Source organism: Bradyrhizobium sp. DOA9, from assembly GCF_000617845.2.
In the GTDB taxonomy this organism is placed as follows: Bacteria; Pseudomonadota; Alphaproteobacteria; order Rhizobiales; family Xanthobacteraceae; genus Bradyrhizobium.
This window is the reverse complement of sequence record NZ_DF820425.1, coordinates 4,253,765-4,280,214: the sequence shown is the minus strand read 5'-3', so window position 1 is coordinate 4,280,214 and position 26,450 is coordinate 4,253,765. Positions and strand designations below refer to the sequence as shown.

The following is a 26,450-nucleotide window of genomic DNA, read 5'->3' as shown; positions in this document are numbered from 1 at the left end:
ATTTGGCCAAAATGGGCCTAAAGCGCGGCCAAAAATCTGCTTCTACTTGCGCTCTTAACATGGATTATGCCCAAAGCGCCTGGTCGACGGCGCAAGGCGCCTTCTACTGCATGATCGCAGCCGCGATCTTCTCCGCCGACATCAACACCGGAAAGTTGGTGTTGGCGCATGGCACCACCGGAAATATCGAGGCGTCGACGACGCGCAGGCCCTGCACGCCCTTGACGCGGCCCTGATTGTCGACCACCGCCATCGGATCCTCAGTGCGGCCCATGCGGCACGAGCACGAGGCGTGCCAGACGCCGATCGTGGCCTTGCGCACAAAGGCTTCCAGCGCCTCGTCGTCGTCCATCACCTGATCGAAGGTGAAGCCTTCGACGACGAAATTGTCGATCATGTAGTGGCGCAGCGCCGCCGGCCCGTCCATCAAGGCCGCGGCGATCGTGGTGAGAATCTTGTTCCTGGTGTTGACCACCCCGATCTTGCGGACGCGATCGGTATAGGCCGCCGGGAACGGCTTGTCCGTCACCTTCCGGACGACCTCGCTCATCTGGATCGCCGCCATCTTGCGGAAGCCGCTCATCAGGCGATCGAGATCGCGCCGGTCGGAGAGCAGGTTGAACTCGACGATCGGCTCTGCGGAAGGATTGCGCGAGGCAAGCTTGACCTGTCCGGTCTCGGAATAGGTCTTGTTGACGAAGGTCAGGAGCGAGCCGATCTGCGCACCGACGGCATGCCAGGCCGATTTGCTGATGACGACGACGAACATGTCGCCCCTGGGCACATCAGGCAGCCCGGAGGAGTAGCGCAGGCCGAGTTGCATGTGACGCCTGGTGTGCCCGTTCATGCGCGCGCCGCGACGGACAAAGGACGACAGCGAGATCGAGGGATGATCCATCAGGCGCTGGCCGACACCCGGCAAGCCCATCAGCACGGGAATGCCCAGATCCTTGAGGTGACCGACCGGGCCGATGCCGGCGCGGAGCAGATGCGCCGGCGAATGGATGGCGCCGCTGGAGAGGATAATCTCGCGTCCGCGGAATTCCTGCTCGCGTCCGTCGACCATCGCCTTCACGCCGACGCAGCGCGAGCCTTCGAACAGCAGCTCTCGCACCTGCGTGTTGGTGGAGATCGCAAGGTTCGCACGCGCGCGGGTCTCGCGATCGAGATAGCCCATCGCGGCCGAGACGCGCTGCTCGGCCTGGTTGGAATGGGTCACCGGGAAAAAGCCGTCGACGAATTCGCCGTTCTGGTCGGCCACGAATTGATGGCCGGCCTGCTGGAAGGCTTGCGCGAACGCCTCCGAATGCCGCGTCCAGTGCGCGCGCGGGATGCGGCGGACCGGGATCCGGCCGTCCTTGCCGTGATACGGTCCGTCGAAATCAAGGTCCCGCTCCACTTTCTTGAAGAACGGCAGCACGTCCGCCCACGACCAGCCCTCGGCGCCGCGCGCTTCCCATTCGTCGTAGTCGGTCGGCGCGCCGCGGTTGGCCATCTGCCCGTTGATCGACGAGCCGCCGCCCAGCACGCGCGCCTGCTCGTATTTGCGCAGAGGCGGACGCACTTCGTCCGGATTGTTGTGGCTGACGACCTGCGTCGTGACCTTGAGCTCGGTCCAGTGAAAACGCGGATCGAAATAGGCGGTGCCGGGATAGCTGTCCCTGATCTCGGCCGGCTCGTTGCCCGGTGGCGTGTCCTGACCGGCTTCGCAGAGCAGGACCCTGTTGGCGCTCCTGGCGGAGAGCCGGTGGGCCAGCACGGACCCCGCCGAGCCGCCGCCCACGATGATGAAGTCGTACACGATTGGCGTTTCCTGTTGCTTTTGTTGGCCGAGCTTAGCGCGTTATTGTTTTGCCGTGGAAGTGGCTTGAATGGCGTCGGCGCCGCACCTCGTGTCCCGGACGCGCCGCAACGCGTAGCGTTGCGGCGCTGAGCCGGGACCCAGCAGGCTCCGGATTCGCTGTGGCATGGGCCCCGGCTCTGCAGCGCACCGCTGAAGGGAGGCGCGCTGCGTCCGGGGCACGAGGATGTTACGGCCTGATCGAAAAATTCTCCGGCGGCCCCGCTTTTCGCAGCGGCTCGGCGAGGCGTGCGAACTCGCACAACAGCGATCGCGTCTTCCTGGGATCGATGATCTCCTCGACCCAGAATTTTTCGGCCGAGCGGAATGGCGAGCGCAGCTTGTTGAGACGCTCCTCGATCTCCTTCAGCTTCGCCGACTTGTCCTCGGCCGCGTCGATGTCGGCACGGTAGGCCGCTTCGATGCCGCCTTCGAGCGGCAGCGAGCCCCAATAGGCCGATGGCCAGGCGTAGCGGATCGAGAAGCGGTCGGCCGGCTGATGCACGACGCCGGCGACACCGAACGCGTTGCGCAGGATCACGGTGCACCAGGGCACGGTGGTCTGATTCACCGCGGCCATGGCGCGGACGCCGTGGCGGATGGTCGCCGCCTTCTCGGCGTCGAGGCCGATCATGAAGCCGGGGCAATCCATGAGGTAGACGATCGGCAGATGGAAGGTCTCGGCGAAGTCGACCCAGCGCACCACCTTCTGGCAGGCATCCGCGGTCCAGGATCCGCCATAGTGGAAGCTGTCGCTGGCGAGCAGCAGCACTGCCCTGCCCTCGAGCCGGGCGAGGCCGACAATGATCGGCTTGCCGAAGTTCTTGGCGACCTCGAAGAACGAGCCCTTGTCGACGACGGACTCGATGATGGGCCGCATCTTGTAGACCTGCTTGCGGTTGCGCGGCACCGCGTTCATCAGGGCTTCGTCGCTGCGCTCGGGGCTGTCCGTGCAGGGCAAGGTCGGCGGCAGCTCGTAGACCGACGACGGCAGGTAGGAGAGGAAGCGCCGCGCGCAGGCGAACGCCTCCTCCTCGGTGTCGACGGCGTGATCGACCGCGCCGGCGCGGGTCTGGATGTCGGCGCCGCCGAGCTCCTCCTTGGTGAGATCCTGGCCCAGCGCCTTCACCACCGGCGGCCCCGCGACGAACATCGCCGACGTCCGCGTCATGATGGAAAAATGGCTGGCGGCCAGGCGCGCGGCCCCCAGGCCCGCCACCGAGCCGAGACCGAGCGCGACCACAGGCACGCGCGACAGGTTCTCCGTCGTGAAGCGATACCAGCGCGTGCCGCCGATGCCGCCGGGCAGATTGGCCGCGCCCTTGGTCTCGATGGTCTTGACCGAGCCGCCGCCGCCGGAGCCTTCGATGATGCGGACGATGGGCAGGCGGAAATCGTGCGCCATCTCCTCCGCCATCAGCGGCTTGGCCGAGATCGACGCATCCGCCGAACCGCCGCGCACGGTGAAATCGTCGCCGACCACGACAACGGTGCGACCGTCGACGCGCGCGCGGCCGAACACGCAATTGGCCGGCGTGAGCTTCTTCAGATCGCCGCTGGTATCGTACTCACCGACGCCGGAGACGGCACCGATCTCGTGAAAGCTGCCTTTGTCGGTCAGCTTGTCGATGCGCTCCCGAACAGTCAGCCGGCCCTGGTCATGCTGTCGCTTGACCTTGTCAACGCCGCCCATCTCCCGCGCGAAGGCTTCGCGCCGGGCGAGCTCGTCGAGTTCCGGCTTCCAGTTCATTCACTCCCTCCGAATGGATCGGCTTGTTATTGTTGTGCACGGCCATGGCGACCGGCTTGCGCGAGATACGGTTGTTGAAGGCGTCGCCTTCCGCCCCTTCCATCAGGCTGCCGAGCGAGCGGCCGAGCTGGAGCATCAGCGGTGCGACTTCGTCGTGCAGACGCTGCTCGTCGTACATCGCCGACAGAAGCCCGATCGTGATGACGACGAAGGTCTGGTATTGCGGCGACCAGATCGGCACCGCGAGGCCGTTGATATGCGGACTCCAGAGGCCGCAGGCGACGACATAGCCGCGCTCGCGCAGCATCTGCCGGTTGGCCTCGATGCGGGGCTTGAGAATCTTCGCAGCCTCGGGGGCTTCCCGCTCCATGTCGGCGACGAAGGCATCTCCGATTTCGGGCGCGAGCGCCGCGGTGTAGGCTGCACCCGCGGCGGTCGAGGCCATCGAGATGCGGCTGCCGGTGCCCTCGTGCAAGCCGAGCGCGGTCGCCGAGCGCGCGAATTGGAGATAAACGAGATGGAAGCGGTCGGGGACGACGAAGCCGACCGTGCCCGGCAGCTGCTCGGCGACTTCCTGCAGCCGCTGGCGAATCATGCTGCGCAGCTGCGCACCCTTCATCATCGAAGCGCTCATCGCCACCGCGCTCGGGCCGATGCGATACTTTTGATCGCGCGGCAGATACACGAGCTGGCCCATGCGGGTCAGCGTATGCGTGAGCCGCGATACCGTCGAGCGCGGCAGACCGCAGCGATTTGAAATCTCGAGATTGCCGAGTCGCGCTTCGTGGCCCTCGAAGCATCGCAACACGTCGAACGCGCGCGACACCACCTGGATCACATCACCCTCACCGGCTTCACCAGCGAGCGCACCTTGCCTGCTCAACCGCTCCGAACGTCGTCCCATGATCCCTACCGTTGTGTTCCGCTCTGCGGAATTAAATTCCACTTGCAGACGACGCTACCTCAGGCATTTTGCGACGACAACAAAAAGGCGATGGCATGCCAGAAATTAAGATCGTCACGGAGGTCGCGGGACGAATCTGCGCAACTCCCGTGCAAGTTGGAGGAACCGTTGCGGATGGCGATGACGTTGTGGTGGTCGAAGCGATGAAGATGGAGATACCAGTGCCCTCACCCGCGAACGGCACGATCAAATCGCTTCTGGTGAAGGTCGACGACGTCGTTGCCGAGGGGCAGACGATCGCGATCGTCGCGAGTTGAATGTTTCATCCGTTGTTTCCGCGACAATCTGTCAGCCGTATTCGTGCATGCTCGGTACGGCGTTGCCATCGCTTGATCGCGGTGACATGATCGGTTTCAAACAAAACGTTGTTTCAAACAAAGAATGAAATCTTCGCGGCTAAGCGAGGATCATTGGAGGGAAACATGCTTCGTGGGCTGCTCGTGCTCGCGCCTGCTTTGGTGGCGGGCGTTTCTTTTGCGTCTACACGCTACTCGTTCGCCGAAGATCTCAAGCTGCCGGCGACATTGACGTTCACCGCCTACGACACCGGCACCGCCGGCTTCAACATCGCGGTCGGCGTCGGCAAGATGATGAAGGACAAATACGGCACCGACGTGCGCGTGCTCCCGGCAGGCAACGACGTCGCGCGCCTGGCGCCGCTGCGCGCCAAGCGCGCGGTCTCGTCTGCGATGGGATCGGGCACTTACTTCGCGCAGGAAGGCGTGTTCGAGTTCGGCTCCAAGGAATGGGGGCCGCAGCCGCTGCAGACCCTGCTCTCGACCGTCGACTGCAATTGCGCCTCGCTTGCGGTGGCCGCCGACACCGGCGTGAAGGAGCTGAAGGATCTCAAGGGCAAGCGCGTCGGCTTCGTGGTCGGCTCGCCCGCGCTGAACCAGAACTCGCTCGCGGTGCTCGCCTTCGCCGGGCTGACGCAAAAGGACGTCAAGGCCGTCGAGTTCGCCAGCTACGGCGCGATGTGGAAGGGCCTGATCAACAACGACGTCGATGCCGCCTTCGGCACCACCATCACCGGTCCCGCCAAGGAGGCCGAGGCTTCCCCGCGCGGCCTGATCTGGCCGCCGCTGCCCGCCAATGACAAGGAGGGCTGGGCGCGGATGCAGAAGGTCGGCTCGTTCTTCTTCCCGCAGCTTGCGACCTGCGGCGCCGGCATCTCGCCGCAGAAGCCGATCGAGCTCGGCAATTATCCCTACCCGATCTTCGTCGCCTACGCCTCGCAACCGGCCGACCAAGTCTATGCGATCACCAAGGCGATGATCGTCAATTACGACGCCTACAAGGATTCCGCGCCCGGCGCCGGCGGCCTTGCGGCCGACCGCCAGACCAAGAACTGGGTGGTGCCGGTGCATCCCGGCGCGGTGAAGGCACTGAAGGAAGCCGGCCACTGGAGCGACGCGCAGGAGGCGCACAACAACAACTTGATCAAGCGTCAGGAGGTGCTCGCCGCGGCGTGGACGGAATTCGGCAAGTCCAATCCGCCGTCGGACGACAAGGCCTTCCTCGACGGCTGGACGAAGGCCCGCGCCGCGGCGCTGGCGAAGGCCGGCATGCCGAACGGGTTCGAGGAATAGAGCGGGATGTTGTCGGGCGTGATCGTCGCGCCGCCGAAGGTGCGCTCCCTCTCCCGCTTGCGGGAGAGGTTAAGCGAGCCCGCGGCCGCATTCGATTCAACTATCTGCCATTCGCTTTAGTCTGCAGTAGTAGCGCACGCGGGGTCGATGATGTCTGCTTCCACTTCAACCGCCTCGGCCAAGCGGGTCGTGTTCGACGATCCGCATGGCGCCGCCGGCAACATGCAGGAGGCGGAGGTCACGCGCGTGCGCACGTTGCGCGGCGTCTGGCGGTGGGCGCTGGTCGCAGCCACCGCGGCGACGATCCTGCTCTGCATCAACCAGCAATTCTCCCTGCGCTTCTTCATCGGCTACACCCAGCTCAACACGGAGTATTTCTATCTCCTGATCGCATTGCTGCTGCCGTTCACCTTCCTGATCTTTCCGGGCACCGAGCGCGCGCCGCTCGACCGCGTTCCCTGGTATGACCTCGTCTTGTTCGTCGTGACCTTCGCGGCGGCGCTCATGCTGATGGTCAACGTCCGCAAGGCCGCGGAGGCCGGCTGGGAATTCGGCGGCGCGCCGAACACGGTGATCGCTGCAGGCCTCGTGATGTGGGTGATGCTGATGGAGGCGCTGCGCCGCACCGGCGGCTGGAGCCTGCTCCTCAGCGTGCTGCCCTTCACGATCTATCCGCTGTTCGCCGAAGCCCGCTGGCTCGGGCCGTTCCGGGGCACGCAGTCGACACTGGAACAGGCGACCAGCTATCACGTGCTCTCGGGCGAGAGCCTGCTCGGCATTCCCATCCAGGCCTTTGCCGACACCGTGATCGGCTTTTTGGTGTTCGGCACCGCGCTGATGATGACGGGCGCCGGAAAATTCTTCATCAACCTCGCCTTCGCGCTGTGCGGCACCTTCCGCGGCGGCGCGGCAAAAGTCTGCATCTTTGCCAGCGGCCTGCTCGGCATGATGTCGGGGTCGATCATCTCCAACGTGCTCACCGCGGGCACCATGACCATCCCCGTGATGAAGAAGAGCGGCTTCCGTGCCTCTTATGCCGCCGCGATCGAGGCCTGCGCCTCGACCGGCGCGGTGCTGGCACCGCCGGTGATGGGCGCCACAGCCTTCGTCATCGCGCAATTCCTCAACGTCAGCTACGCCGACGTCGCGCTCGCCGCGATCATTCCGGCGGTGCTCTACTATGTCGGCCTGTTCATGCAGGTCGACGCCTATGCCGCGCGCCACAAGCTGAAGGGCATTCCGCGCGCCGAGCTGCCGCGGATCACGGATACGATCAAGGACGGCTGGTACTACGTCTTCGTCATTGCCCTGCTGATCGTGATGCTGCTCTACTTCAAGCGCGAGAGCCACGCGCCGTTCTACGCCACCGCGCTGCTTCTCGTGCTCAACCAGGTCTTCTCCAAGGACACGCGCTGGACGTTTGCAACGATCGGCAAGTTCCTGGAGGTCAACGGCCGCACCTTCGTGGAGCTGGTCGGCATCCTCGCCGGCTGCGGCCTCTTGATCGGCGCGTTCTCGATGACCGGCGTGGTGTCGAGCCTTGCCAACGACCTCCTGCACATCGCCGGCGACAATGCCTTCCTGCTGCTCGGCATGTGCGCCCTCACCAGCCTCATTCTCGGCCTCGGGCTGACGACGACGGCCTGCTACATCTTCCTCGCCATCCTGGTCGCGCCGGCGCTGGAGAAGCTCGGGCTCAACCGCATGGCGGTGCACATGTTCATCTTCTATTGGGGCATGCTGTCGTCGATCACCCCGCCCGTCGCGATCGCCTCCTTTGCCGCCGCGGGCATCGCCGGCTCGCCGGCGATGAAGACCGGGTGGGAATCGATGTGGGTTGGCAGCATCATCTATTTCCTGCCGTTCTTCTTCGTGCTCAATCCGGCGCTGGTGCTGCAGGGACCGAGCCCCTATCTCGCCGGTCTCGGCCTGATGGGCCTTGCGGCGTTCGGTACGCTGTTCATCTGCGGCGGCATCCAGGGCTATCAGCCCTTCGTCGGCAACCTCCGTGCCGCCGGCGCGCTGGAATGGCCGATCCGCGTGCTGCTGGTGATCGGCGGCTTCGTGGTGGCCACGCCCGGCGGCGGCATCATGCCACTGTCGCAGATGCAGGTGACGCTGCTGGGCCTTGGCATCCTGCTGCCGACGATCCTGGTCGCGCTGCTCCTGGTCCGTCGCCAGCCTGTGATGCCGGACGGGTTGCGCGTGCCCTGATTGCGTTGCACAAGGGAGGCGATGAAACCGCTCTCGCCTCTCGCCACCGCCTGGACCCGCTCGAAGCCGCCCTTACTGCGGTTTCTGGACAATTGTATCAGCGAATTCTCCGCCGAGACGTCGGGCCATGTCGCCGATTACATTCCCGAGCTCGGCAAGGCCGACCCTGCCTATTTCGGCATCAGCCTGGCGACGCTCGACGGCCACGTCTACGAAGTCGGCGACTCCAGGGTGCCCTTCACCATCCAGTCGATGTCCAAGCCCTTCGTGTTCGCGCTGGCGCTGGACCTGCTCGGCGCCGGCAAGGTCGAAGCCGCGATTGGCGTCGAGCCCTCCGGCGATCCCTTCAACTCGATCCGGCTGAATTCCGAGAACCATCCGTTCAACCCGATGGTCAATGCCGGCGCGATCGCCTGCACCGGGCTGATCTACGACAGCAAGGGCGCGGAGGCGTTCGAGCAGATCCGCCTTGCGCTCAGCCGATTTGCAGGACGCGATCTTGCTGTCGACGAGGCGGTCTATGCGTCCGAGAGCCAGACCGGCGACCGCAACCGCGCCATCGGCTATCTGCTCAAGACCAATGCGGTGATCTCGGACAACGTCGCCGGCGTGCTCGACGTTTATTTCCGCCAATGCGCCGTGCTGGTGACCGCGCGCGACATCGCGGTGATGGCGGCAACGCTCGCCAATCGCGGCATCAATCCCGTCACCGGCGAGCAGGTGCTGAGCGCCTACGCGATCTCGCGCACACTGTCGGTGATGACGTCGTCGGGCATGTACGACTATGCCGGCGAATGGATCTACCGCATCGGCATCCCCGCCAAGAGCGGCGTCGGCGGCGGCATCCTGGCGGCGCTCCCGGCCCGCCTCGGGCTCGGCAGCTATTCGCCAAAACTCGACAAGCACGGCAACAGCGTGCGCGGCATCAAGGTCTGCGAAGCGCTGTCCTCGCATTACGACCTGCACATGCTCAACCGCAGCGACGATGCCCGCAACGCCGTCATCGCCGACTACGACATCGGCAAGAGCCCTTCTCGCCGCGTGCGCCGCCCGCAGGAGCGTGAGATCCTGGCGGCCCACCAGCAGGAGGTGCGCATCATCGAGCTGGTCGGCACGCTGTCGCTGTCGGCGGTCGACTACGTCTCGCGCCGGCTTGCCGGACGACCGCGGCCGCAATTCGTGATCTTCGATCTCCACCGCGTGACCTCGACCACGCGCGCCGGAGCGCGCCTCGTGGCGGAAGCGTTCGAGGAATTGGCCGCGCTGAATGTCACGGTGGTTCTGTCGGGCGTCCGGCGCGCCTCCAAGGAATGGAATACGTTGCGGGAATGGACCGCCGAGCTGAAGAACGTCCGCGACTTCTATCTGCTCGATACGGCGATCGAATGGGCCGAAGACCAGATCGTCTATCGCTACGGCGGCTCGATCGATTTTCACGAGACCACCGAGCTTGCCGAGCAGCCGCTTCTGACCGGGCTGAGCGAGGAAGAGCTGACGGATCTCGCCTCGCTCTGCACCGTCAGGACCTATCAATCCGGCGCGAAGATCCTCACGGCCGGCGACCCCGCCGATGCCCTGTACTTCCTGCGCAGCGGGGCCGTGCACGTCACCTTGCCCGACGGCATCAGGCTGGCGACGCTCACCGCCGGCATGGCGTTCGGCGAGATGGCGCTGCTGGAGCAGACCCGCTCCGCCGACGTGTTCGCCGACATGGCCGCGACGGCTTGCGAGGTGCCGCTCAAGGATTTCGAGCGCTTCCGCAGGCAGCACCCTCGCGCCAGCGAATGCATCATGCGCAACCTGGCCCAGCTCCTGGCCGACCGCCTGATCGTCGCCAACGCCAAGGTGGATATTCTGACATCGACGTGAGCGCAGAGGTCTTCACCTCTCCCCGTCGGGAGAGGTGTAACGGCTTCGTCCGCACCTGACCTAACGGCTCGCCGCTTCGCTGATGCGTCGCTTGATCTTGGCGGCACTGGCATCGAGCAGCGCGGATGGCTGCTGGCCGGTGGCGGCGCACAGGCAGGCCCAGTAGTAGACGACATCGCCGAGCTCTTCGACGAGACCTGCCTTGTCGAGCCAGTCGTCGCGCAGCAGCTTCTTGATGTGCTCGGCGACCTCGCCGGCTTCGCCGGCAAGGCCGAGGCCCAGGTAGGACAGCCGCTCGTTGGACGGATGCTGGTCGACTTTCGCAATGCTCGCGGCCCAGGCCGCATATTCATCGATCGTCATGGGCATCCTCGCGGCAAGTTTTGAATCAGCCCACCACTTCGGTGACGGGCTGAAGATCGATCTCGAAAGTCTCCAGGAACTTCGACGTCATGATGTAGAAACCGACCGAGAGCTGGAGCTCGACCAGCGCGGCCGGCGTCAGCTTCGACGCGATCGCCTTGAAGGTCGCATCCGTAGGTTTCTTCAGCTTGACGATCTCGTCGGTGAAGGCGAGCGCGGCGCGCTGCACCTCGTCGAAGCAGGACGCGCCCTGCCAATTCTCGAGCGCTTCGTTCTGCTCGTCGGTGACGCCGACATTCCTGCCGATGCGCTTGTGCGCGACGATCTCATAGGGTGCCTCGCACAGGATGCCGGTGCGGGTGATCGCAAGCTCCCGCACGATGGGGTCGAGCTCGCCCTTGTGCCTGATCGCGCCGCCGAGACGGCAATATTGCTCGAAGTAACTCGGCGAGTGCGCCATCATCCGGAAGATGTTGGCATGACGGTTCTTGTCGAGGATTTCGCGGGTGCGGTCGGATGCCTTGGACGGGTCGCTGTACTGAATGCGGGCCATGATTTTCCTGAAGTTTTCCCTGATCTTTTGATGCTTCTTGTCGCCATCGGCGCAGGTTCCCGAAGACTCTATTCGCGCGCGGACGCAGGAGCAACATCATCGAGTCAAATTGCCGCCGCATTGCTGATCGACCCTGACACAGTCGATATTCGCCGCGTGGGGACAGATCGCGGCGGATACTCGCAAGGGGTGTTCCGAGTAACAAACAATTGGCCGTCGCGTGCGCTACCCGCGCAACGATGAGTCACGCCCAAGTCTAGGGAGAAAACGGCATGAAGGAAGCCACCAAGGGGGCGGCCTCGGGAGCGCTCGCGCATATGCTGGCGGTGACGGCGATGCTCGTCATCGCCAGCATCTTGTTCTACGGGCGTTGAGTTCGAGTTTGAGCGTTTTCGTCATTCCGGGGTGGCTCTCGCACAAGCCAAGCCCAGAATTCCCGTTCCAGGCTCGGTCACACGACCGCCCCCGAATGACGGATCCACACTACTTCGGTCTGGCGAAGAACGGCACCAGCTTGCCGGCAAAGGGCTTGAAGCTCGCAATGACCGAATCGCCGATGGCGAGGTCATTCTCGCCGTGGGCCATCATGCGAAAACCCTCGGCGCAATCGACCAGCAGGATGTTGTAGGGCAGGTGCGCGCGCGTCTCGGGCGTTGCCGCGCGGCAGACCAGCGAGGTCGCGTACACCCTGCCCTTACCGCTGGCGCGTGCCTCGCGCGGATCCGATTCGCCACAAGCCGCGCAGAAGGCGCGGTAGAAATACTGTACATGCCCGCATGAGCTACAGGTCTGGTAAGTGATGGCCTCTGCGCCCGTGGTCCAGTCCGCCAGTCGCTCGCTCATCTGACCCGCTCCAGGAACATGCTGACGTGAGACGACAGCACGCCGCCGTCGCCGTGCAGCAGCGCAATCGAGGCATCGCGCACCTGGCGGGTCGCCGCCCGCCCCGTCATCTGCAAATGCGCCTCGACCAGATGCGCCATGGCCCCGCCGACGCCGCAATGACCGTAGCTGAGCAGGCCGCCATGGGTATTCAGCGGCATCGTGCCGTCGCGGCTGAAATGGCCGGCGCGCACGCGCGCGGCCGCCTCGCCGCGGCCGGCGAGCCCGAGATCTTCCAGCAGCATCGCGAGCGTGATCGTGAAGCTGTCGTAGATCGCGGCATAACGCACGTCGCAGATCGCCAGGCCCGTGGCCTGCTTCGCGCGGGCGATGGAGATCTCGGCACCAAGCTCGCTGAGGGCGGGCGCGGCCGTGACATGCTGATGGGTGTGCGCCTGGGCGCAGCCGCGGATGCGCACGCCCGCTTCCCCGGTTCGCTCGCGGCTGACGACGAAGGCCGCGCCGCCGTCGGAGACCGGGCAGCAATCGAGCAGCTTGAGCGGCATCGCCACCGGCTTGGAGGCCATGACGTCGGCGACATTGATGGGATCGTGGAATTGCGCGCCGGGATGGGTGCAGGCGTGGGCGCGCATCAGCACCGCGACCTCGGCGAGGTCCTCTTCGGTCACGCCGTATTCGTGCATGTAGCGGTTGGCAACGAGGCCATAATAGGCCGGGATAGTTGGGCCGAGCGGCACCTCGTAGTCGGGATGGCCGACCTGCGCCAGCGCCTGGATCGAGGCATCGCGGCTCTGCCCGGTGAGGCGGTTCTCGCCGGCGACGACCAGAACGTTGCGGCAGACGCCTGACGCGACGAGGTGATGCGCCAGCATCGTCATCGCAAGACCCGTGGCGCCGCCGACCTGAACGGCGTGAGCGTAGCTCGGACGGATACCGAAATGCTCGGCGAAGACAGTCGCGAGCATGATGTGCGGGGAGACCGTGGAATAGCCGCAGAGGATGCCGTCGATGTCGGTGCGCGCGAGGCCGGCATCGTCGAGGGCTAGTTGCGCGGCCTTGCTCATCAAGTCGAGCGAAGTCGAGCCCTCGTGCTTGCCGAACGGCGTCAGGCCGACGCCGGTGATGAAGCTCATGCTCTCACCTCCGGCGCGTCACGCGTGACACCGTCGCGCACCATCGCCGCGATCTCATCGTCCGAGTAGCCGATCTCGCGCAAGATCTCGGCGCCGTGCTCGTTGAGCCGCGGCGCCAGGCGTACCGGCTCGGCTTCGGTCTCGGACCAGGTCGCCGTCACCTTCATGCTGCGGATCGGACCTTCGGTCGGATGGGTCACGACCGGAAAGAACCCGGTCGCTTCCAGATGCTCGTCATGCAAGATCGAGGCGAGGTCGTGCATCGGCATGACAGGCACGTCGGCTTTCGTCAGCAGGTCGATCCATTCTTCCGTGGTCCGCGTCTCGAAGATGCGCGCGAGCTCAGCGTAGACCTCATTGATATTGGCGGCGCGGCCGGCGAAGGTCGCGAATTTGGGATCGGCGCGCAGGTCGTCGCGCCCCGTGGCCTTGAAGAAGTTCTCCCACTGCTTGTCGTTGTAGACGATGACGCTGAGATAGCCGTCCGAGGTCTTGTAAGGCCTGCGGTCGCGCGAGAGATGGCGGGCATAGCCGCCCTTGTCGAGCGGCGGCTCGAAGGTGAGCCCGCCCATGTGATCGCCCATGACGAAGCCGGCCATGGTCTCGAACATCGGGATATCGACGCGCTGGCCGCGGCCGGTGCGGTCGCGGTGCACCAGGCTGGCGCAGATCGCGCCGACTGCGGTGAGGCCGACGATACGATCCACCAGCGCGTTCGGCACATAGCGCGGCACGCCGTCGCCGGTCTGCGCCATCAGCGCCGGCAACGCGGTCGCGCCCTGGATCAGATCGTCGTAAGCGGGCTTTGCGGCATAGGGCCCGTCCTGGCCGAAGCCGAACACGCCGGCATAGACCAGGCGCGGGTTGATGGCGGAGACGACGTCGTAGCCGAGCTGCAGCCGCGCCATGGCCTGTGGGCGGACGTTATAGACAAGGACGTCTGCGTCCTTCAAAAGCCGCAACACGGCTTCGCGCCCCGCCGGCTTCTTCAGATCGAGGCAGATCGAGCGCTTGCTGCGGTTGGTGTTGAGGAACACCGGACCCATGCCGGCGTGACGCATCGGACCGATCAGGCGGGTGACGTCGCCGTCCAGCGATTCCACCTTGATGACATCGGCACCGTAATCGCCGAGCATCTGGGTCGCATAGGGCCCCATCAGCACGGTGGTCATGTCGATGACCTTGATGCCCTTCAGCGGCCCCATCGCTTGCTCCCGATTACGCGGGGCTCAAATGCCCTCGCGATTTCAGTCCAGCTAACGGCAGTGCCGCCGCTCGCGCAAGGGCGGGCGGCGTATGGCGGCATGCGCCGCGGGGCAACATCGTCCGCTATTTCTTCTGGCGGGATTCCCGGATCTTCAGGAGCCGGTCGAGCTCCTCGTTCTGCTGGCTGATCCGGTCGGCGATGCGCGACTCGTTCTGCTCGCCCGAGGCGGCAGCGGCCTGCTCGATGAGCTGGCGGATATTGTCCTCGAGGATCGCGATACGATCGTTCAACGCGTCCATCGACAGCGAGTCTTCGTAGTCAGTGCCCATGATGCATTTCCCTGCAAACCAATCAGAGCATTAATGGGGCCGCGCGGGCCCACCATGATCTAACGCAAAGAAGGTGGGCACGGCGCGTGGCGCCTTTGCCCACCCTACAGGACTGAACTACTTCAGCGGCTCCAGGACGGAGACGTAGTTGGCGACGGCAGCACCGCCCATGTTGAAGATGCCGCCGAGTTTTGCATTTTTCAGCTGCATGCCCTCGGGCGCCTGGCCCGCGAGCTGCATCGCGGTCATCACATGCATGGAGACGCCGGTGGCGCCGATCGGATGGCCCTTGGCCTTGAGGCCTCCGGACGGATTGATCGGCAGCTTGCCGTCCTTCAGCGTCCAGCCTTCCTTGATGGCGCGGGCGCCCTGCCCCTTCGGCGTCAGGCCCATCGCTTCGTACTCGATCAGCTCGGCAACGGTGAAGCAGTCATGGGTCTCGACGAAGGAGAGATCGGACAGCGTGACACCGGCCTTCTCCAGCGCGCGCTGCCAGGCGACCGTGCAGCCCTCGAACTGCAGGATGTCGCGCTTGCTCATCGGCAGGAAGTCCTGGGCGTGCGCAGTGGCACGGAAGCCGATCGACTTGCTCATGCCCTTTGCCGTCTCGGCATCGGCCAGCACCAGGGCGGCGGCGCCGTCGGAGACCAGCGAGCAGTCGGTGCGCTTCAGGGGACCGGCGACGTAAGGGTTCTTCTCGCTCTCGGCGCGGCAGAAGTCGAAGCCAAAGTCCTTGCGCATCTGGGCGAAGGGATTGGCGACGCCGTTCTTGTGGTTCTTGGCCGCGATCAGCGCCAGCGCGTCGGACTGGTCGCCGTATTTCTGGAAGTAGGAGCTGGCGATCTTGCCGAATACCCCGGCGAAGCCGCCGACGGTGTCGCCGTCCTCGGGCAGGTAGGACGCCTTGAGCAGGTTCTTGCCGATCTCGGGCCCCGGCGTGCGGGTCATCTGCTCCACGCCGACGACCAGGACGATCTTGGCGGCGCCTGCGGCAATCGCACGCAGGCCCTGATGGACGGCGGCCGAGCCGGTCGCGCAGGCATTCTCGACGCGGGTCGCCGGCTTGAAGCGCAGCTTCGGATCGGCCTGAAGCACCAGGGAGGCGGTAAAATCCTGCGGCGAGAAGCCGGCATTGAAATGGCCGAGCACGATCTCGTCGACATCGGAGGCCGAAATGCCGGCATCGGCCATCGCCTCGTTGGCGACGCGGGTGACGAGGCTTTCGACGGTTTCGGTGTCGAACTTGCCGAACGGCGTATGCGCCCATCCGACGATGCTGGCGGTCATGGTCGTCTCTCCCTGCAGGTCTAGTCCTGAGCTAAGTCTTAGCCCAGGGATGGCAAGACTTCACGCGGCTTTCAGCGCCTTGAGGGTCCGCTCGCAGATGGCAGTTATGCCGGCCCAGTTCCCGGCCCGGATCTCCGCCGTCGGGCACAGCCAGGACCCGCCGACCGCAACGACATTGGGTTCGGCCAGCCAGGTCGCGGCATTGGCCTCGCCCACCCCGCCGGTCGGGCAGAACCGCACGTTCGGGAACGGCCCGCCGAGGGCGCGCAGGCCCTTGATGCCGCCGGCCTGCTCCGCCGGGAAGAACTTTGCGACGTCGAAGCCGTAGGACAGCGCCATCATCAGCTCGGAGGCCGTGGCAATGCCCGGCGCGAACGGCAAGGAGCTGTCGGTCGCCGCCTTGAGCAGATCCGGGGTCAGGCCCGGACTGATGCCGAACGCGACGCCGAGCCTTTCGACCCGGCTGAAGTCGGCCGGATTGAGAATGGTGCCGATGCCGACGACCGCCTCGGGCACCTCGGTCATCACTGCGCGCGCCGCCTCGATCGCAACTGATGTCCGCAGGGTCACCTCCAGCGTGCGGACACCGCCGGCAACCAGCGCGCGCGCCAGCGGCACCGCATCCTGGATGCGCTCGATGGTGAGCACGGGAATGACGGTCGCGGCTTTGAACAGCGCGACGAGGTGGTTCTGTTGGGCAGAAGTGGTCATAGGTCTCGATTCATGTGGTCGCTGTTTACTTGGCGGCCTGGCGGGAGGCCGCCGGCCGGTGCCGCTTCTTCGGCGGCATGGCATAGCCCGGAATGATGGCGCCGGGATAGCAGATCACGAGGCTGGCGAGGCGATGCCCTGATAGGGCTGCTTCGACCGGCTCAGCGCCGGCGAGCCGGGCCGCGATATAGGCGGCGGCGAAGCTGTCGCCGGCGGCGGTGGTATCGACCACCGGCTTGGTCATGGGCTCGGCGCGGACCTCGCTGGCGCCGCCGGGATAGCGCAACAGGCTCACCGGCTCGGGCAGACGGAACACCAGCTCCGGGGTGGGGATGCGCGCCATCAGTTGCTCGTGACTTTCGCCGGGCCAGAGCGCGAGCAGGTCCTCGGTCGAGGTCAGCACGATGTCGGCGATCGCGAAGGCGGTTGTAAACACCTCCCGCGCGATATCGCGGTCCGGCCAGCCGCGCGCGCGGAAATTGGTGTCGAACACGAACCGGGTGCCGAGCAGGCGCGCGCGCTTGATCGCGGCGAACAGACGCTCGCGCCCGGGCGCATCGTAGATCGAGAGCGTGATCGCGGAGAGGTAGACGATGTCGTAGCTCATCAACGAGTTGAGCAGCTCGTCCGTCTCCGGCAGGCTCATCAGCTGGCGCGCGGCAGAGTTGTCCCGCCAGTGGAAGAACTGGCGCTCGCCCTTTGCATCCGTCTGGATCATGTAGAGGCCGGGCAGCTTGCCCGGCAGGCGCACGACGCGCCGCGTGCCAACGTTCTCCGCGTTCCAGGCGGCGATCATCTCGTCGCTTAGCGCGTCGTCGCCGAGCGCGGTGAAATAGTCGACCTTGACGTCCAGCCGCGCCAGATACACGGCGGTGTTGAGGGTGTCACCGCCGAAACTGCGCGAGTACAGGCCGCCGCCCTGCCCCTGCCCGGCAGACGCGCCGCCCTGGGCCTGCCGGAGCTCGACCATGCATTCGCCGATGCAAGCAACGCTCGCCATCATCAGGACCCGCTCAGTCGGAGGTCAGGCGACGAAATTGCCGCCGAGCTCGTCTTCGATGTGAATGCGGATGATATCGTCGAAGGTCTTCTCGGCGGTGGTGAAGCCGAGCTCGCGCGACCGCCTCGCGTCGAAATTGCGCGGCCAGCCGCCGACGATCCCGACGATGAAGGGATCGGGCTCGCGCTTGATGCGCGCGGCGACCTTCTCGCCCGCAACCCGCTTCAAGGCGGCGATCTGCTCGCCGACCGTTGCCGACAGGCCGGGCATGGTCAGGTTTCGGCGCGGCCCGACGGCCGCGAGATCCATGGTGCCGGCGTGGAGCAGGAAGCCGACGGCCGAGCGCGGCGTCGCGTGCCAGTGGCGGACGTCCTCGGAGACCGGGAGGATTGCTTCCTTGCCGGCCAGCGGCTCGCGCAGGATGTTGGAGAAGAAGCCCGAGGCCGCCTTGTTGGGCAGGCCCGGCCGGATGCAGATGGTCGGCAGGCGGATGCCGATGCCGTCGAGGAAGCCGCGGCGGGAATAGTCGGCGAGCAGGAGCTCGCCGATCGCCTTCTGGGTGCCGTAGCTGAGCAGCGGGGTATGGAAGAACTCGTCGCCGATCGCATCGGGAAACGGCGCGCCGAACACTGCGATCGAGGACGTGAACACCACGCGCGGCTTGTAGCCGCCGCCCGCAAGGCGGATCGCATCGAGCAGCATCCGGGTGCCGTCGAGATTGATGCGATAGCCCTTGTCGAAATCGAGCTCGGCCTCGCCGGAGACGATCGCGGCGAGATGGAAGATCACGTCGGGGCGGCCGGCGATCAGCTTCTCGGCGGCGCCCGGGACGGCGAAATCGCCCGAAACGGTCTCGACCGGGAAGCCGGCTATCTCCGGCTTGTTGGGCTCGACCACGTCGTGCATGGTCAATTTCGTGATGTCGCTCTTGCCGAGCCGGCCGTCGCGGAGCAGCCGTTCACAGAGTTTGCGGCCGACCATGCCGGCGGCGCCGAGAACCAGAATGTGCAAGAGCTCAACTCCTCATTTTATTGGCCGAAGCGCGCCGCTCCTGACGCGCCCTCGGCAAGCCCCGCGATCACTCCTTCACGGCGCCGGTCATCGCCGACACATAATGCTCCACGAAGAAGGCGTAAAGGATCACGAGCGGCAGCGAGCCGGCCAGCGCGCCCGCCATCAGTGAGCCCCAGCGGTAGATGTCGCCGTCCACGAACTCGTTCACGATTGCGACCGGCACCGTCTTGTTGCTGGTCGATTGCAGGAACGTCAGGGCGTAGATGAACTCGTTCCAGCACAGCGTGAAGCAGAAGATGAAGGCCGAGATCAGGCCGGGAATGGCCAGCGGCACCACGATTTTGACCAGGATCTGCCAGCGGCTCGCCCCGTCGATCAGCGCGCATTCCTCGAGCTCGAACGGGATGGTCTTGAAATAGCCCATCAACAGCCAGGTCGAGAACGGGATCAGGATGGTCGGATAGGTCAGGATCAGGGCCAGCGGCGAATCGAACAGGCCGTACTGGTACACGACCGTGGCGAGCGGAATGAACAGGATCGACGGCGGCACCAGATAGGCGAGGAAGATCAGGCCGCCGACGAGATTGGCGCCCTTGTAACGCAAGCGCACGATGGCGTAGGCGGCGAACACCGAGGCGATGATCGAGAGCACCGTGGCGCAGATCGCCACATACATCGTGTTCCAGAGCCAATAGGGATAGTAGCTCTCGAACAGCAGCTTGTGGAAGTGCTTGAAGGTCGGATTCCAGGTCCAGAACGGATTGTACTTGTCGAGGTCGAGCAGCTGCTCGTCGGGCTTCACCGAGGTCAGCGCCATCCAGTAGAACGGGAACAGCAGGACGACGACGATGATCGTGAGCGGCAGGTACAGCGTCACGAGCCTGCGCGGCACCGACTGCAGATAGCTCATGCCCTCGCTGTGATCGGCCGTAGGCGCCGAGCCCGACAGCACATTCTTGAGATCGATGGATCTGGTGGGCAGGTCAGTCATTGCTCTCTCCCTGCTGCCACTTCCGGCGCTGCAATCCGAACCACGAGACCATGATCGCGGCCAGCAGGAACGGGATCATCGCGCTGGAGATCGCGGCGCCCTCGCCGAGCTGCCCGGCGATGATCGCGCGCTGATAGGACAGGGTCGCCATCAGGTGGGTAGCGTTGACCGGGCCGCCACGCGTCATCGCCCAGATCAGCTGGAAGTCGGTGAAGGTGAAGAGCACGGAGAAGGTCATCACGACGGCGATGATCGGCGTCAGCAGCGGATAGGTGATGTAGCGGAAATTCTGCCAGCGCGTGGCGCCGTCGAGCGTCGCCGCCTCATAGAGCGAGGGCGAGACGGTCTGCAGCCCTGCGAGCAGCGTGATCGCCACGAACGGCACGCCGCGCCAGATATTGGCGAAGATCACGCAGATGCGCGCCCAGGTCGTGTCGCCGAGGAAGTTGATGTTCTGGTTGATCAGGCCGAGATGCTTCAGCGACCAGGAGATGATCGAGAATTGCGAGTCGAAAATCCACCAGAAGGCGAGCGCGGAGAGCACCGTCGGCACGATGAAGGGGATGAGCACCATCGCGCGCAGCATCGCCTTGAACGGCATGTGCTCGTTGAGCAGCAGCGCGAGGTAAAGGCCGATGCCGAACTTGATGGCGCTGGCGACGAAGGTGTAGAGCAGCGTGTTGAACACCGACAGCCAGAAGATGGAATCGTCCCACAGCCACTCGTAGTTCTCGAAGGCGATGAAGTGTCCGACCCTGCCGATGCGCGTGTCCGTGAAGGACAGCCAGATGCCGAGCCCGAGCGGATAGGCCAGGAAGAAGATCAGGAACACCATGGCCGGCACCATGAACCAGAAGCCGAGCCAGTTGCGATTGTGTTTGAGCTGGGCCCAGGCGCCAGCCTCGGTCATCTGAGGCTTGGCCCGGGGAATTGCGACATCAGCCATGCCCGATATCCCTGATCGAAATGTTGAAGGGCGGGCGGCCGGATGGCCGCCCGCCCCGTGACCCTCAGCGATAGATGCGCTTCAGCTGGCGCTCGGCTTCCGCCATCGCGCCCTTCGCATCCTTGGCGCCAGTGCAGTAATTGGCGAACATGTCGACGACGATGAAGTCGGCGATCGCGGTTGCCGCCTTCTCGCCGACGGTGCCGATGCCGGACGCCGGCAGTGTGCGCTTGGAGGCCTGCGAGAACACGGCGTTCTTGGGATCGGCCGTCCAGATCGGGGCCGATTCATAGGCGTTCAAGGTCTGCGTCAGATAACCCTGCGCGCCGGCCAGCCACTTCTCGTAGTTCTCCTTCTCCAGCATGAAGGCGACGAAGGCCTTTGCCGCATTCGGATATTTGGTGAAGTTGAAGGCGAGGATCGGCAGCGCCAGCTGCAGCTCGGTCGGCTTGCCGACCGGACCGACCGGCCAGAGCGCGTGATAGGTGTCCTCGGTAAGCTCCTTCTTGCTGGCATCGGTCTTGGCAGCGACGTAGATCGAGATGCCGTTCGCCGTGCAATAGAGCTCGCCGGCGAGGTACGCCTTGTTGTTCGAGGAATCGTTCCAGGACGCCGTGCCCGGAATGAAGCTGTCGTACAGCGCCTTGCAATATTCCAGCGCCTTCGCCGTCTCCGGCGAATTGATCACGATCTTGTCGTTCTGGTCGACCGTGTAGGCGCCGTGGCCCCACAGCACCCAGTGCAACCAGGAATTACCGTCGCCCGAGGCGTGACCGAGCGCGAAGCCGGCCGGGGTGTTGTTGGCCTTGAGCGCCTTGCACATCTCGAGGAAGCCGGGGAAGTCCTTCGGGAATTCCTTGAATCCGGCCTTGTCGAGCGCCGACTTGCGGTAGGTCATGTAACCGCCGTTGGTCGCAACGGGAATGCCGAGCCAGTCGTTGCCGAGCTTGCAGGTCTTGGCCGCCGCATCGGTCCAGCCGCCGTATTTGTTGCCGAGATAGTCGGCGACATCGTTCATCTTCAGCACTTTGGTCGGGAACAGCTGCGGCAGCGTGTGCAGGCCCCAGGCGAGATCGAGGCCGGAGCCGGTGTTGGCCGCAACCGAGGCCTTCGGCTGCACGTCCTCGAAGGACTCGCTGAAGGTGTTCATCTCGGTGCCGGTCGCGGCCTTGAACGCCGCCACCATCGCGTTGAACGCATCGTCCTCGGCCGGCACGAAGCGCTTCCAGCGCATCACGGTCAGCTTGGCGCCGGGCTCGGCCTTCCAGGGCGCGCTCTGCGCCCAGGCCTTGGCGAAGTCGAACAGTGCCGGCCCCGTCAGCATGCCGGTTGCAGCCAAAGCGGTTCCGCCTTGAAGCAGAGACCGGCGGGTAAAGTCTTGCATGTTGTCCTCCCTGTGATGCTTTTTGTCGTCTGATGGCTTGTCGCCTTATGCCTTGTCGTCTGATGCGCTAGGCGTTCATGCGCTTGCCCGTCGCATCGTCGAACAAATGGACCAGCGACGGGTCGGGCTTCAGCCGCACCTTGTCGCCCGGATTGAACTGGTGACGCTCGCGGAAGACCGCGACGACCTGCTCGCCGCCGACCTTGGCGAACACCTGCGTCTCCGAGCCGGTCGGCTCGACCACGATGATCTCGGCCTCGGCGCCGTCGTCCGCGATGGTGAAGTGCTCCGGCCGCACGCCGTAGACCGCAGGACGGCCGTCGGAATTGGCCGGTGCGGTCTTGAGCGGCAGCTTGACGCCGTTCGGCCCTTCGAAGGTCGCAACGCCGTTGACGCGCACATGGCCTTTCAGGAAGTTCATCGCGGGCGAGCCGATGAAGCCGGCGACGAACTGGTTATCGGGCTTGTCGTACAGCTCGAGCGGGGTGCCCATCTGCTCGACGATGCCGTCATGCATGACGACGATCTTGTCGGCCATGGTCATGGCCTCGATCTGGTCGTGGGTGACGTAGACCGTCGTCGTCTTCAACCGCTGATGCAGCTCCTTGATCTCGGTGCGCATGGCGACGCGCAACTTGGCGTCGAGATTCGACAACGGCTCGTCGAACAGGAAGACCTGCGGATCGCGCACGATGGCGCGGCCCATCGCGACGCGCTGGCGCTGGCCGCCGGAGAGCTGGCGCGGATAGCGGTCGAGCAGCGGCGACAGCGCGAGGATCTCGGCGGCGCGCTTGACGCGCTTGTTGATCTCGTCCGAGCTGGCATTCCGCAGCTTGAGCGAGAAGCCCATGTTGTCGGCGACCGTCATGTGCGGATAGAGCGCGTAGTTCTGGAACACCATCGCAATGTCCCGCTCCTTGGGCTGGACATTGTTGACGACGCGATCGCCGATCGAGATCGTGCCGGAGGTGATGTTCTCGAGGCCCGCGAGCATGCGCAGAAGCGTCGACTTGCCGCAGCCGGAGGGGCCGACCAGGACGACGAACTGACCGTCCTCGATCGGAATCGTGACGCCGTGCAGGACTTCAAAATTGCCGAACGATTTCCGCACGTCGCGGATTTGCACAGACGACATCTAGCTCCCTCCTCGAAAGTCCACAGCGCCTTGCGCGCCGCGACCGTCTTGTTTTTCGGACTTCACCGAACGAAGCCCGAGCTTAGCGGGCGACATTGTCGGTAGTTTGTGCGGTTTTGGCAATTTGTCTTTGGTTAGTCGTTGCTGGTAGCGCTGTCAACGTTCCTTTGTTTGCGGGACTGACTGTGTTAAGAGCACCAAATGGGTCGAAAACGCACCAAGTCAGGCAAAATCAGGCTGGCGGAAGTCGCCGAGCTCGCCGGCGTCAGCCCGATTACCGCGTCGCGTTTTTTCCGCAATCCGGAGGCCCTGTCGGTCGCCAAGCGGACGCGGGTCGAGAGCGCCGCCAAGGAGCTCGGCTATGTGCCCAATCTTGCCGCACGGGCGCTGGCCTCGCAACGCACCGAGGTCATCGGTGTCTTGATCCCATCGCTCACCAACAACGTGTTCTCGGACGTGCTGCGCGGCATCTATGACGCCTCCGAAGGCAGCCGCTACTCGATCCAGTTGTCCAACACGCGCTACAGCATCCTCCAGGAAGAGAGGTTGCTGCGCCTGTTTCTGGCGCAGAAGCCGGCCGGGCTGATCGTCACCGGCATCGACCAGACCGCGGAGTCCCGCGCGATGCTTCAGGCCGCGGACTGCCCGATCGTGCAGATCATGGAGATCGGCCCTGACCCCGTCGACATGATGATCGGCTTTTCGCACTATGATGCGGCGCGCGCGGCGATCGCGCACCTGTTCGAGCAAGGTCACCGCAAGATCGGCTTCGTCGGCGCGCGGATGGATCCCAGGGTGCAGCGGCGGCTGGACGGATATGTCGCGGCCATGAAGGATGCCGGATCGTTCGACCAGCGCCTGGTGGTCACGACGGCGACGCCGACCTCGGTGACGCTCGGCGGCGCCCTGTTCACCGATCTGCTGGCGCGCGAGCCCGACATCGATGCGGTGTTCTGCGCCAATGACGACCTCGCGCTCGGCGTGCTGTTCGAATGCCGGCGCCGGGAGATCGCAGTTCCCGGGCAGATCGCGATCGTCGGCTTCAACGACCTCGAATTTATGGCCTCCGCCGTCCCCACCCTCACCAGCGTCCGCACCAATCGCTACGAGATGGGGAAGACGGCCGCCACCATGCTGATCAACGCGATCGAGGGCCGGCGCCCGGAGCAACCGGTGCTCGATCTCGGCTTCAAGGTGATCGAGCGGCAAAGCTCGTCGGGACGACGTTCGGACAGCAGGCCAGCCGTATCAGGCGCGGCCGCGGCGAACAAAATGATAGCGTTACCAAGCAGCCCCGACTAGTATCGGAATCGTGAGGAAACGACCCGCCAGCGGGAAGGCAGATCATTGCGCGCGCCGTTGGGCACCGCACATGCCGACACCATGAGACGGACGGTAGTCGCGTTTGCATTGCAGGAGAAACCAATGACAAAGAAACCAACCAACGGGCATGCCGCCGGCAGCAACGGGACCCGCCGCCATCTTCGCTCGCAGGAATGGTTCAACAACCCGCATAATCCGGGCATGACCGCGCTCTATATGGAGCGTTACCTGAATTACGGCCTCACCCGCGCCGAGCTGCAATCCGGCAAGCCGATCATCGGCATCGCCCAGACCGGCAACGACTTGTCCCCCTGCAACCGCCATCATCTCGAACTCGCGCACCGCGTCCGCGAAGGCATCCGCGAGGCCGGCGGCATCGCGATGGAATTCCCGACCCATCCCATTCAGGAGACAGGCAAGCGCCCGACCGCGGCGCTCGATCGTAACCTCGCCTATCTCGGCCTGGTCGAGATTCTCTACGGCTATCCGCTCGACGGCGTGGTGCTGACCACCGGCTGCGACAAGACCACGCCGGCCTGCATGATGGCGGCCGCGACGGTGAACCTGCCTGCGATCGTGCTGTCGGGCGGCCCGATGCTGAACGGCTGGCACAATGGCGAGCGCACCGGCTCCGGCACCATCGTCTGGAAATCGCGCGAGCGGCTCGCCGCCGGCGAGATCGACTACGAGGAGTTCATGGAGATCGTGGCCTCCTCGGCGCCCTCGGTCGGCCATTGCAACACCATGGGCACGGCCTCGACCATGAACGGGCTTGCCGAAGCGCTCGGCTTCTCGCTGCCGGGCTGCGCGGCGATCCCGGCGCCGTATCGCGAGCGCGGCCAGATAGCCTACGAGACCGGAAAACGCATCGTCGAGATGGTCTGGGAGGATTTGAAGCCCTCGGACATCCTGACCCGCAAGGCGTTCGAGAACTGCATCGTGATCAATTCGGCGATCGGCGGCTCGACCAACGCGCCGATCCACATCAACGCGCTCGCCCGCCACATCGGGGTCGAGCTCACGATCGAGGACTGGCAGAAGTTCGGCCACGACGTGCCGCTGTTGGTCAACATGCAGCCGGCCGGCTTCTATCTCGGCGAGGAATTCCACCGCGCCGGCGGCGTGCCCGCCGTGGTGCGCGAATTGATGAAGCACAAGCGCATCCACGAGGACGCCGTCACGGTCAACGGCCGCGGCATCGGCGAAAACTGCAAGAACGCGCCCGCACCCGATAACGACGTGATCTGGGCTTACGACAAGCCGCTGGTGAAGGACGCCGGCTTCCTGGTGCTGAAGGGCAATCTGTTCGATTCCGCGATCATGAAGACTTCAGTGATCTCCAAGGAATTCCGCGACCGCTATCTCAGCAACCCGAAGGATCTCAATGCCTTCGAGGGCCGCGCCATCGTGTTCGAGGGGCCGGAGGATTATCACGAGCGGATCGACGATCCCTCGCTCGATATCGACGAGCGCTGCGTGCTGTTCATCCGCGGCACCGGTCCGATCGGCTACCCCGGCGGTGCCGAGGTCGTGAACATGCAGCCGCCGGCGGCGCTGATCAAGCGCGGCATCCTGTCCCTGCCCTGCATCGGCGACGGCCGCCAGTCAGGCACCTCGGGCTCGCCCTCGATCCTGAACGCCTCGCCGGAAGCCGCCGCCAATGGCGGGCTTGCCATCCTCAAGACCGGCGACAAGGTGCGCATCGACCTCAACAAGGGCAGCGCCAACATCCTGATCTCGGACGAGGAGCTGAAGAAGCGCCACGCCGAGCTCAAGGCCAGTGGCGGCTTCAAGCATCCGCCGAACCAGACGCCGTGGCAGGAGATCTATCGCAATACCGTCGGCCAGCAATCGACCGGCGCCTGCATGGAGCTCGCCACGCGGTACCAGAACGTCGCCGGCACGTTCGGTGTGGCGCGGGATAATCACTGACAGCCATACCGTCATTGCGAGCAAAGCGAAGCAATCCAGAGATATCTCCGCGGAGACAGTCTGGATTGCTTCG

Annotated in this window: 23 protein-coding genes; 6 read left to right on the top strand and 17 right to left on the bottom strand. The window is 64.8% G+C overall.

Annotated elements, in window-relative coordinates:
• Nucleotides 1-103 precede the first annotated feature (103 nt).
• The 3 genes from BDOA9_RS19825 to BDOA9_RS19815 all read right to left on the bottom strand — a co-directional run bounded on the left by BDOA9_RS19825 (nt 104) and on the right by BDOA9_RS19815 (nt 4,494).
• Complete coding sequence (locus tag BDOA9_RS19825; RefSeq protein ID WP_025035708.1) at nt 104-1,801, bottom strand: GMC family oxidoreductase; 1,698 nt, start codon at nt 1,799-1,801, stop codon at nt 104-106.
• A 229-nt stretch (nt 1,802-2,030) separates the two neighbouring features.
• Nucleotides 2,031-3,590 carry an acyl-CoA carboxylase subunit beta gene (locus BDOA9_RS19820; protein WP_025035707.1) on the bottom strand — a complete coding sequence of 520 codons (1,560 nt, stop codon included), beginning with the start codon at nt 3,588-3,590 and terminating at the stop codon, nt 2,031-2,033.
• Nucleotides 3,520-4,494 (bottom strand): IclR family transcriptional regulator, encoded by a 975-nt coding sequence (locus tag BDOA9_RS19815; RefSeq protein ID WP_042336259.1) that lies wholly within the window; start codon nt 4,492-4,494, stop codon nt 3,520-3,522. Before BDOA9_RS19815 ends, BDOA9_RS19820 begins: the two co-directional genes overlap by 71 nt.
• A 95-nt stretch (nt 4,495-4,589) precedes the next feature.
• Between BDOA9_RS19815 and BDOA9_RS19810 the strand changes: the two genes are divergently transcribed.
• The 4 genes from BDOA9_RS19810 (at nt 4,590) to glsA (ending at nt 10,226) form a co-directional block, all read left to right on the top strand.
• On the top strand, nt 4,590-4,811 hold the full coding sequence (locus BDOA9_RS19810) for a biotin/lipoyl-containing protein (protein ID WP_025035705.1): 222 nt from the start codon (nt 4,590-4,592) through the stop codon (nt 4,809-4,811).
• 165 nt (nt 4,812-4,976) lie between these two features.
• Entirely contained in the window at nt 4,977-6,143 is a 1,167-nt protein-coding gene (locus BDOA9_RS19805; RefSeq protein ID WP_025035704.1) for a TAXI family TRAP transporter solute-binding subunit, read from the top strand.
• A gap of 147 nt (nt 6,144-6,290) precedes the next feature.
• On the top strand, nt 6,291-8,357 hold the full coding sequence (locus BDOA9_RS19800) for a TRAP transporter permease (RefSeq protein WP_025035703.1): 2,067 nt from the start codon (nt 6,291-6,293) through the stop codon (nt 8,355-8,357).
• A gap of 21 nt (nt 8,358-8,378) precedes the next feature.
• Nucleotides 8,379-10,226 carry a glutaminase A gene (gene glsA / locus BDOA9_RS19795; RefSeq protein ID WP_025035702.1) on the top strand — a complete coding sequence of 616 codons (1,848 nt, stop codon included), beginning with the start codon at nt 8,379-8,381 and terminating at the stop codon, nt 10,224-10,226.
• 60 nt (nt 10,227-10,286) lie between these two features.
• Here glsA and BDOA9_RS19790 read toward each other — a convergent pair whose 3' ends face one another.
• The 14 genes from BDOA9_RS19790 to BDOA9_RS19725 all read right to left on the bottom strand — a co-directional run bounded on the left by BDOA9_RS19790 (nt 10,287) and on the right by BDOA9_RS19725 (nt 23,122).
• Nucleotides 10,287-10,589 (bottom strand): nucleoside triphosphate pyrophosphohydrolase family protein, encoded by a 303-nt coding sequence (locus BDOA9_RS19790; RefSeq protein ID WP_025035701.1) that lies wholly within the window; start codon nt 10,587-10,589, stop codon nt 10,287-10,289.
• A 25-nt stretch (nt 10,590-10,614) separates the two neighbouring features.
• Nucleotides 10,615-11,142: a carboxymuconolactone decarboxylase family protein gene (locus tag BDOA9_RS19785; RefSeq protein ID WP_025035700.1), complete on the bottom strand. Its 528-nt coding sequence runs from the start codon at nt 11,140-11,142 to the stop codon at nt 10,615-10,617.
• Nucleotides 11,143-11,625: 483 nt separating this feature from the next.
• Complete coding sequence (locus BDOA9_RS19780; RefSeq protein ID WP_025035699.1) at nt 11,626-11,985, bottom strand: Zn-ribbon domain-containing OB-fold protein; 360 nt, start codon at nt 11,983-11,985, stop codon at nt 11,626-11,628.
• Nucleotides 11,982-13,118, bottom strand: a complete 1,137-nt coding sequence (locus BDOA9_RS19775; RefSeq protein ID WP_025035698.1) for a thiolase family protein — start codon at nt 13,116-13,118, stop codon at nt 11,982-11,984. Before BDOA9_RS19775 ends, BDOA9_RS19780 begins: the two co-directional genes overlap by 4 nt.
• Entirely contained in the window at nt 13,115-14,323 is a 1,209-nt protein-coding gene (locus BDOA9_RS19770; RefSeq protein ID WP_025035697.1) for a CaiB/BaiF CoA transferase family protein, read from the bottom strand. Before BDOA9_RS19770 ends, BDOA9_RS19775 begins: the two co-directional genes overlap by 4 nt.
• Before the next feature lie 124 nt (nt 14,324-14,447).
• Nucleotides 14,448-14,654 carry a hypothetical protein gene (locus tag BDOA9_RS19765; RefSeq protein ID WP_025035696.1) on the bottom strand — a complete coding sequence of 69 codons (207 nt, stop codon included), beginning with the start codon at nt 14,652-14,654 and terminating at the stop codon, nt 14,448-14,450.
• A 117-nt stretch (nt 14,655-14,771) separates the two neighbouring features.
• Nucleotides 14,772-15,941, bottom strand: a complete 1,170-nt coding sequence (locus BDOA9_RS19760; RefSeq protein WP_025035695.1) for an acetyl-CoA acetyltransferase — start codon at nt 15,939-15,941, stop codon at nt 14,772-14,774.
• 60 nt (nt 15,942-16,001) lie between these two features.
• Entirely contained in the window at nt 16,002-16,652 is a 651-nt protein-coding gene (eda, locus tag BDOA9_RS19755) for a bifunctional 4-hydroxy-2-oxoglutarate aldolase/2-dehydro-3-deoxy-phosphogluconate aldolase (protein WP_042336256.1), read from the bottom strand.
• Nucleotides 16,653-16,677: 25 nt separating this feature from the next.
• Nucleotides 16,678-17,652, bottom strand: coding sequence for a sugar kinase (locus tag BDOA9_RS19750; RefSeq protein ID WP_025035694.1), 975 nt, complete (start codon nt 17,650-17,652; stop codon nt 16,678-16,680).
• A gap of 24 nt (nt 17,653-17,676) precedes the next feature.
• On the bottom strand, nt 17,677-18,663 hold the full coding sequence (gene denD / locus BDOA9_RS19745; RefSeq protein ID WP_025035693.1) for a D-erythronate dehydrogenase: 987 nt from the start codon (nt 18,661-18,663) through the stop codon (nt 17,677-17,679).
• Nucleotides 18,664-18,730: 67 nt separating this feature from the next.
• Entirely contained in the window at nt 18,731-19,657 is a 927-nt protein-coding gene (locus BDOA9_RS19740) for a carbohydrate ABC transporter permease (protein WP_025035692.1), read from the bottom strand.
• A complete protein-coding gene (locus BDOA9_RS19735) occupies nt 19,650-20,567 on the bottom strand; it encodes a carbohydrate ABC transporter permease (protein WP_445291826.1) in 918 nt (305 codons plus the stop codon). Before BDOA9_RS19735 ends, BDOA9_RS19740 begins: the two co-directional genes overlap by 8 nt.
• Before the next feature lie 100 nt (nt 20,568-20,667).
• A complete protein-coding gene (locus BDOA9_RS19730) occupies nt 20,668-21,987 on the bottom strand; it encodes an ABC transporter substrate-binding protein (protein ID WP_025035690.1) in 1,320 nt (439 codons plus the stop codon).
• A gap of 67 nt (nt 21,988-22,054) precedes the next feature.
• On the bottom strand, nt 22,055-23,122 hold the full coding sequence (locus tag BDOA9_RS19725) for an ABC transporter ATP-binding protein (protein WP_025035689.1): 1,068 nt from the start codon (nt 23,120-23,122) through the stop codon (nt 22,055-22,057).
• 201 nt (nt 23,123-23,323) lie between these two features.
• Here BDOA9_RS19725 and BDOA9_RS19720 point away from each other — a divergent pair, with 201 nt between their 5' ends.
• Nucleotides 23,324-24,424, top strand: a complete 1,101-nt coding sequence (locus tag BDOA9_RS19720; protein WP_025035688.1) for a LacI family DNA-binding transcriptional regulator — start codon at nt 23,324-23,326, stop codon at nt 24,422-24,424.
• Nucleotides 24,425-24,547: 123 nt separating this feature from the next.
• Nucleotides 24,548-26,377 carry an IlvD/Edd family dehydratase gene (locus BDOA9_RS19715; RefSeq protein WP_025035687.1) on the top strand — a complete coding sequence of 610 codons (1,830 nt, stop codon included), beginning with the start codon at nt 24,548-24,550 and terminating at the stop codon, nt 26,375-26,377.
• Nucleotides 26,378-26,450: the final 73 nt, after the last annotated feature.

What these genes read in the sequence shown, in the direction of transcription:
- BDOA9_RS19800 (WP_025035703.1), top strand. Translation starts at nt 6,291, where the DNA reads ATGATGTCTGCTTCCACTTCAACCGCCTCGGCCAAGCGGGTCGTGTTC.
- BDOA9_RS19785 (WP_025035700.1), bottom strand. Translation starts at nt 11,142, where the DNA reads ATGGCCCGCATTCAGTACAGCGACCCGTCCAAGGCATCCGACCGCACC.
- BDOA9_RS19740 (WP_025035692.1), bottom strand. Translation starts at nt 19,657, where the DNA reads ATGACTGACCTGCCCACCAGATCCATCGATCTCAAGAATGTGCTGTCG.
- BDOA9_RS19780 (WP_025035699.1), bottom strand. Translation starts at nt 11,985, where the DNA reads ATGAGCGAGCGACTGGCGGACTGGACCACGGGCGCAGAGGCCATCACT.
- BDOA9_RS19750 (WP_025035694.1), bottom strand. Translation starts at nt 17,652, where the DNA reads ATGGCGAGCGTTGCTTGCATCGGCGAATGCATGGTCGAGCTCCGGCAG.
- BDOA9_RS19735 (WP_445291826.1), bottom strand. Translation starts at nt 20,567, where the DNA reads ATGACCGAGGCTGGCGCCTGGGCCCAGCTCAAACACAATCGCAACTGG.
- eda (WP_042336256.1), bottom strand. Translation starts at nt 16,652, where the DNA reads ATGACCACTTCTGCCCAACAGAACCACCTCGTCGCGCTGTTCAAAGCC.
- BDOA9_RS19770 (WP_025035697.1), bottom strand. Translation starts at nt 14,323, where the DNA reads ATGGGGCCGCTGAAGGGCATCAAGGTCATCGACATGACCACCGTGCTG.
- BDOA9_RS19815 (WP_042336259.1), bottom strand. Translation starts at nt 4,494, where the DNA reads ATGGGACGACGTTCGGAGCGGTTGAGCAGGCAAGGTGCGCTCGCTGGT.
- BDOA9_RS19760 (WP_025035695.1), bottom strand. Translation starts at nt 15,941, where the DNA reads ATGACCGCCAGCATCGTCGGATGGGCGCATACGCCGTTCGGCAAGTTC.
- BDOA9_RS19810 (WP_025035705.1), top strand. Translation starts at nt 4,590, where the DNA reads ATGCCAGAAATTAAGATCGTCACGGAGGTCGCGGGACGAATCTGCGCA.
- BDOA9_RS19715 (WP_025035687.1), top strand. Translation starts at nt 24,548, where the DNA reads ATGACAAAGAAACCAACCAACGGGCATGCCGCCGGCAGCAACGGGACC.
- glsA (WP_025035702.1), top strand. Translation starts at nt 8,379, where the DNA reads ATGAAACCGCTCTCGCCTCTCGCCACCGCCTGGACCCGCTCGAAGCCG.
- BDOA9_RS19765 (WP_025035696.1), bottom strand. Translation starts at nt 14,654, where the DNA reads ATGGGCACTGACTACGAAGACTCGCTGTCGATGGACGCGTTGAACGAT.
- BDOA9_RS19805 (WP_025035704.1), top strand. Translation starts at nt 4,977, where the DNA reads ATGCTTCGTGGGCTGCTCGTGCTCGCGCCTGCTTTGGTGGCGGGCGTT.
- BDOA9_RS19775 (WP_025035698.1), bottom strand. Translation starts at nt 13,118, where the DNA reads ATGAGCTTCATCACCGGCGTCGGCCTGACGCCGTTCGGCAAGCACGAG.
- BDOA9_RS19730 (WP_025035690.1), bottom strand. Translation starts at nt 21,987, where the DNA reads ATGCAAGACTTTACCCGCCGGTCTCTGCTTCAAGGCGGAACCGCTTTG.
- BDOA9_RS19820 (WP_025035707.1), bottom strand. Translation starts at nt 3,590, where the DNA reads ATGAACTGGAAGCCGGAACTCGACGAGCTCGCCCGGCGCGAAGCCTTC.
- BDOA9_RS19790 (WP_025035701.1), bottom strand. Translation starts at nt 10,589, where the DNA reads ATGACGATCGATGAATATGCGGCCTGGGCCGCGAGCATTGCGAAAGTC.
- BDOA9_RS19725 (WP_025035689.1), bottom strand. Translation starts at nt 23,122, where the DNA reads ATGTCGTCTGTGCAAATCCGCGACGTGCGGAAATCGTTCGGCAATTTT.
- BDOA9_RS19720 (WP_025035688.1), top strand. Translation starts at nt 23,324, where the DNA reads ATGGGTCGAAAACGCACCAAGTCAGGCAAAATCAGGCTGGCGGAAGTC.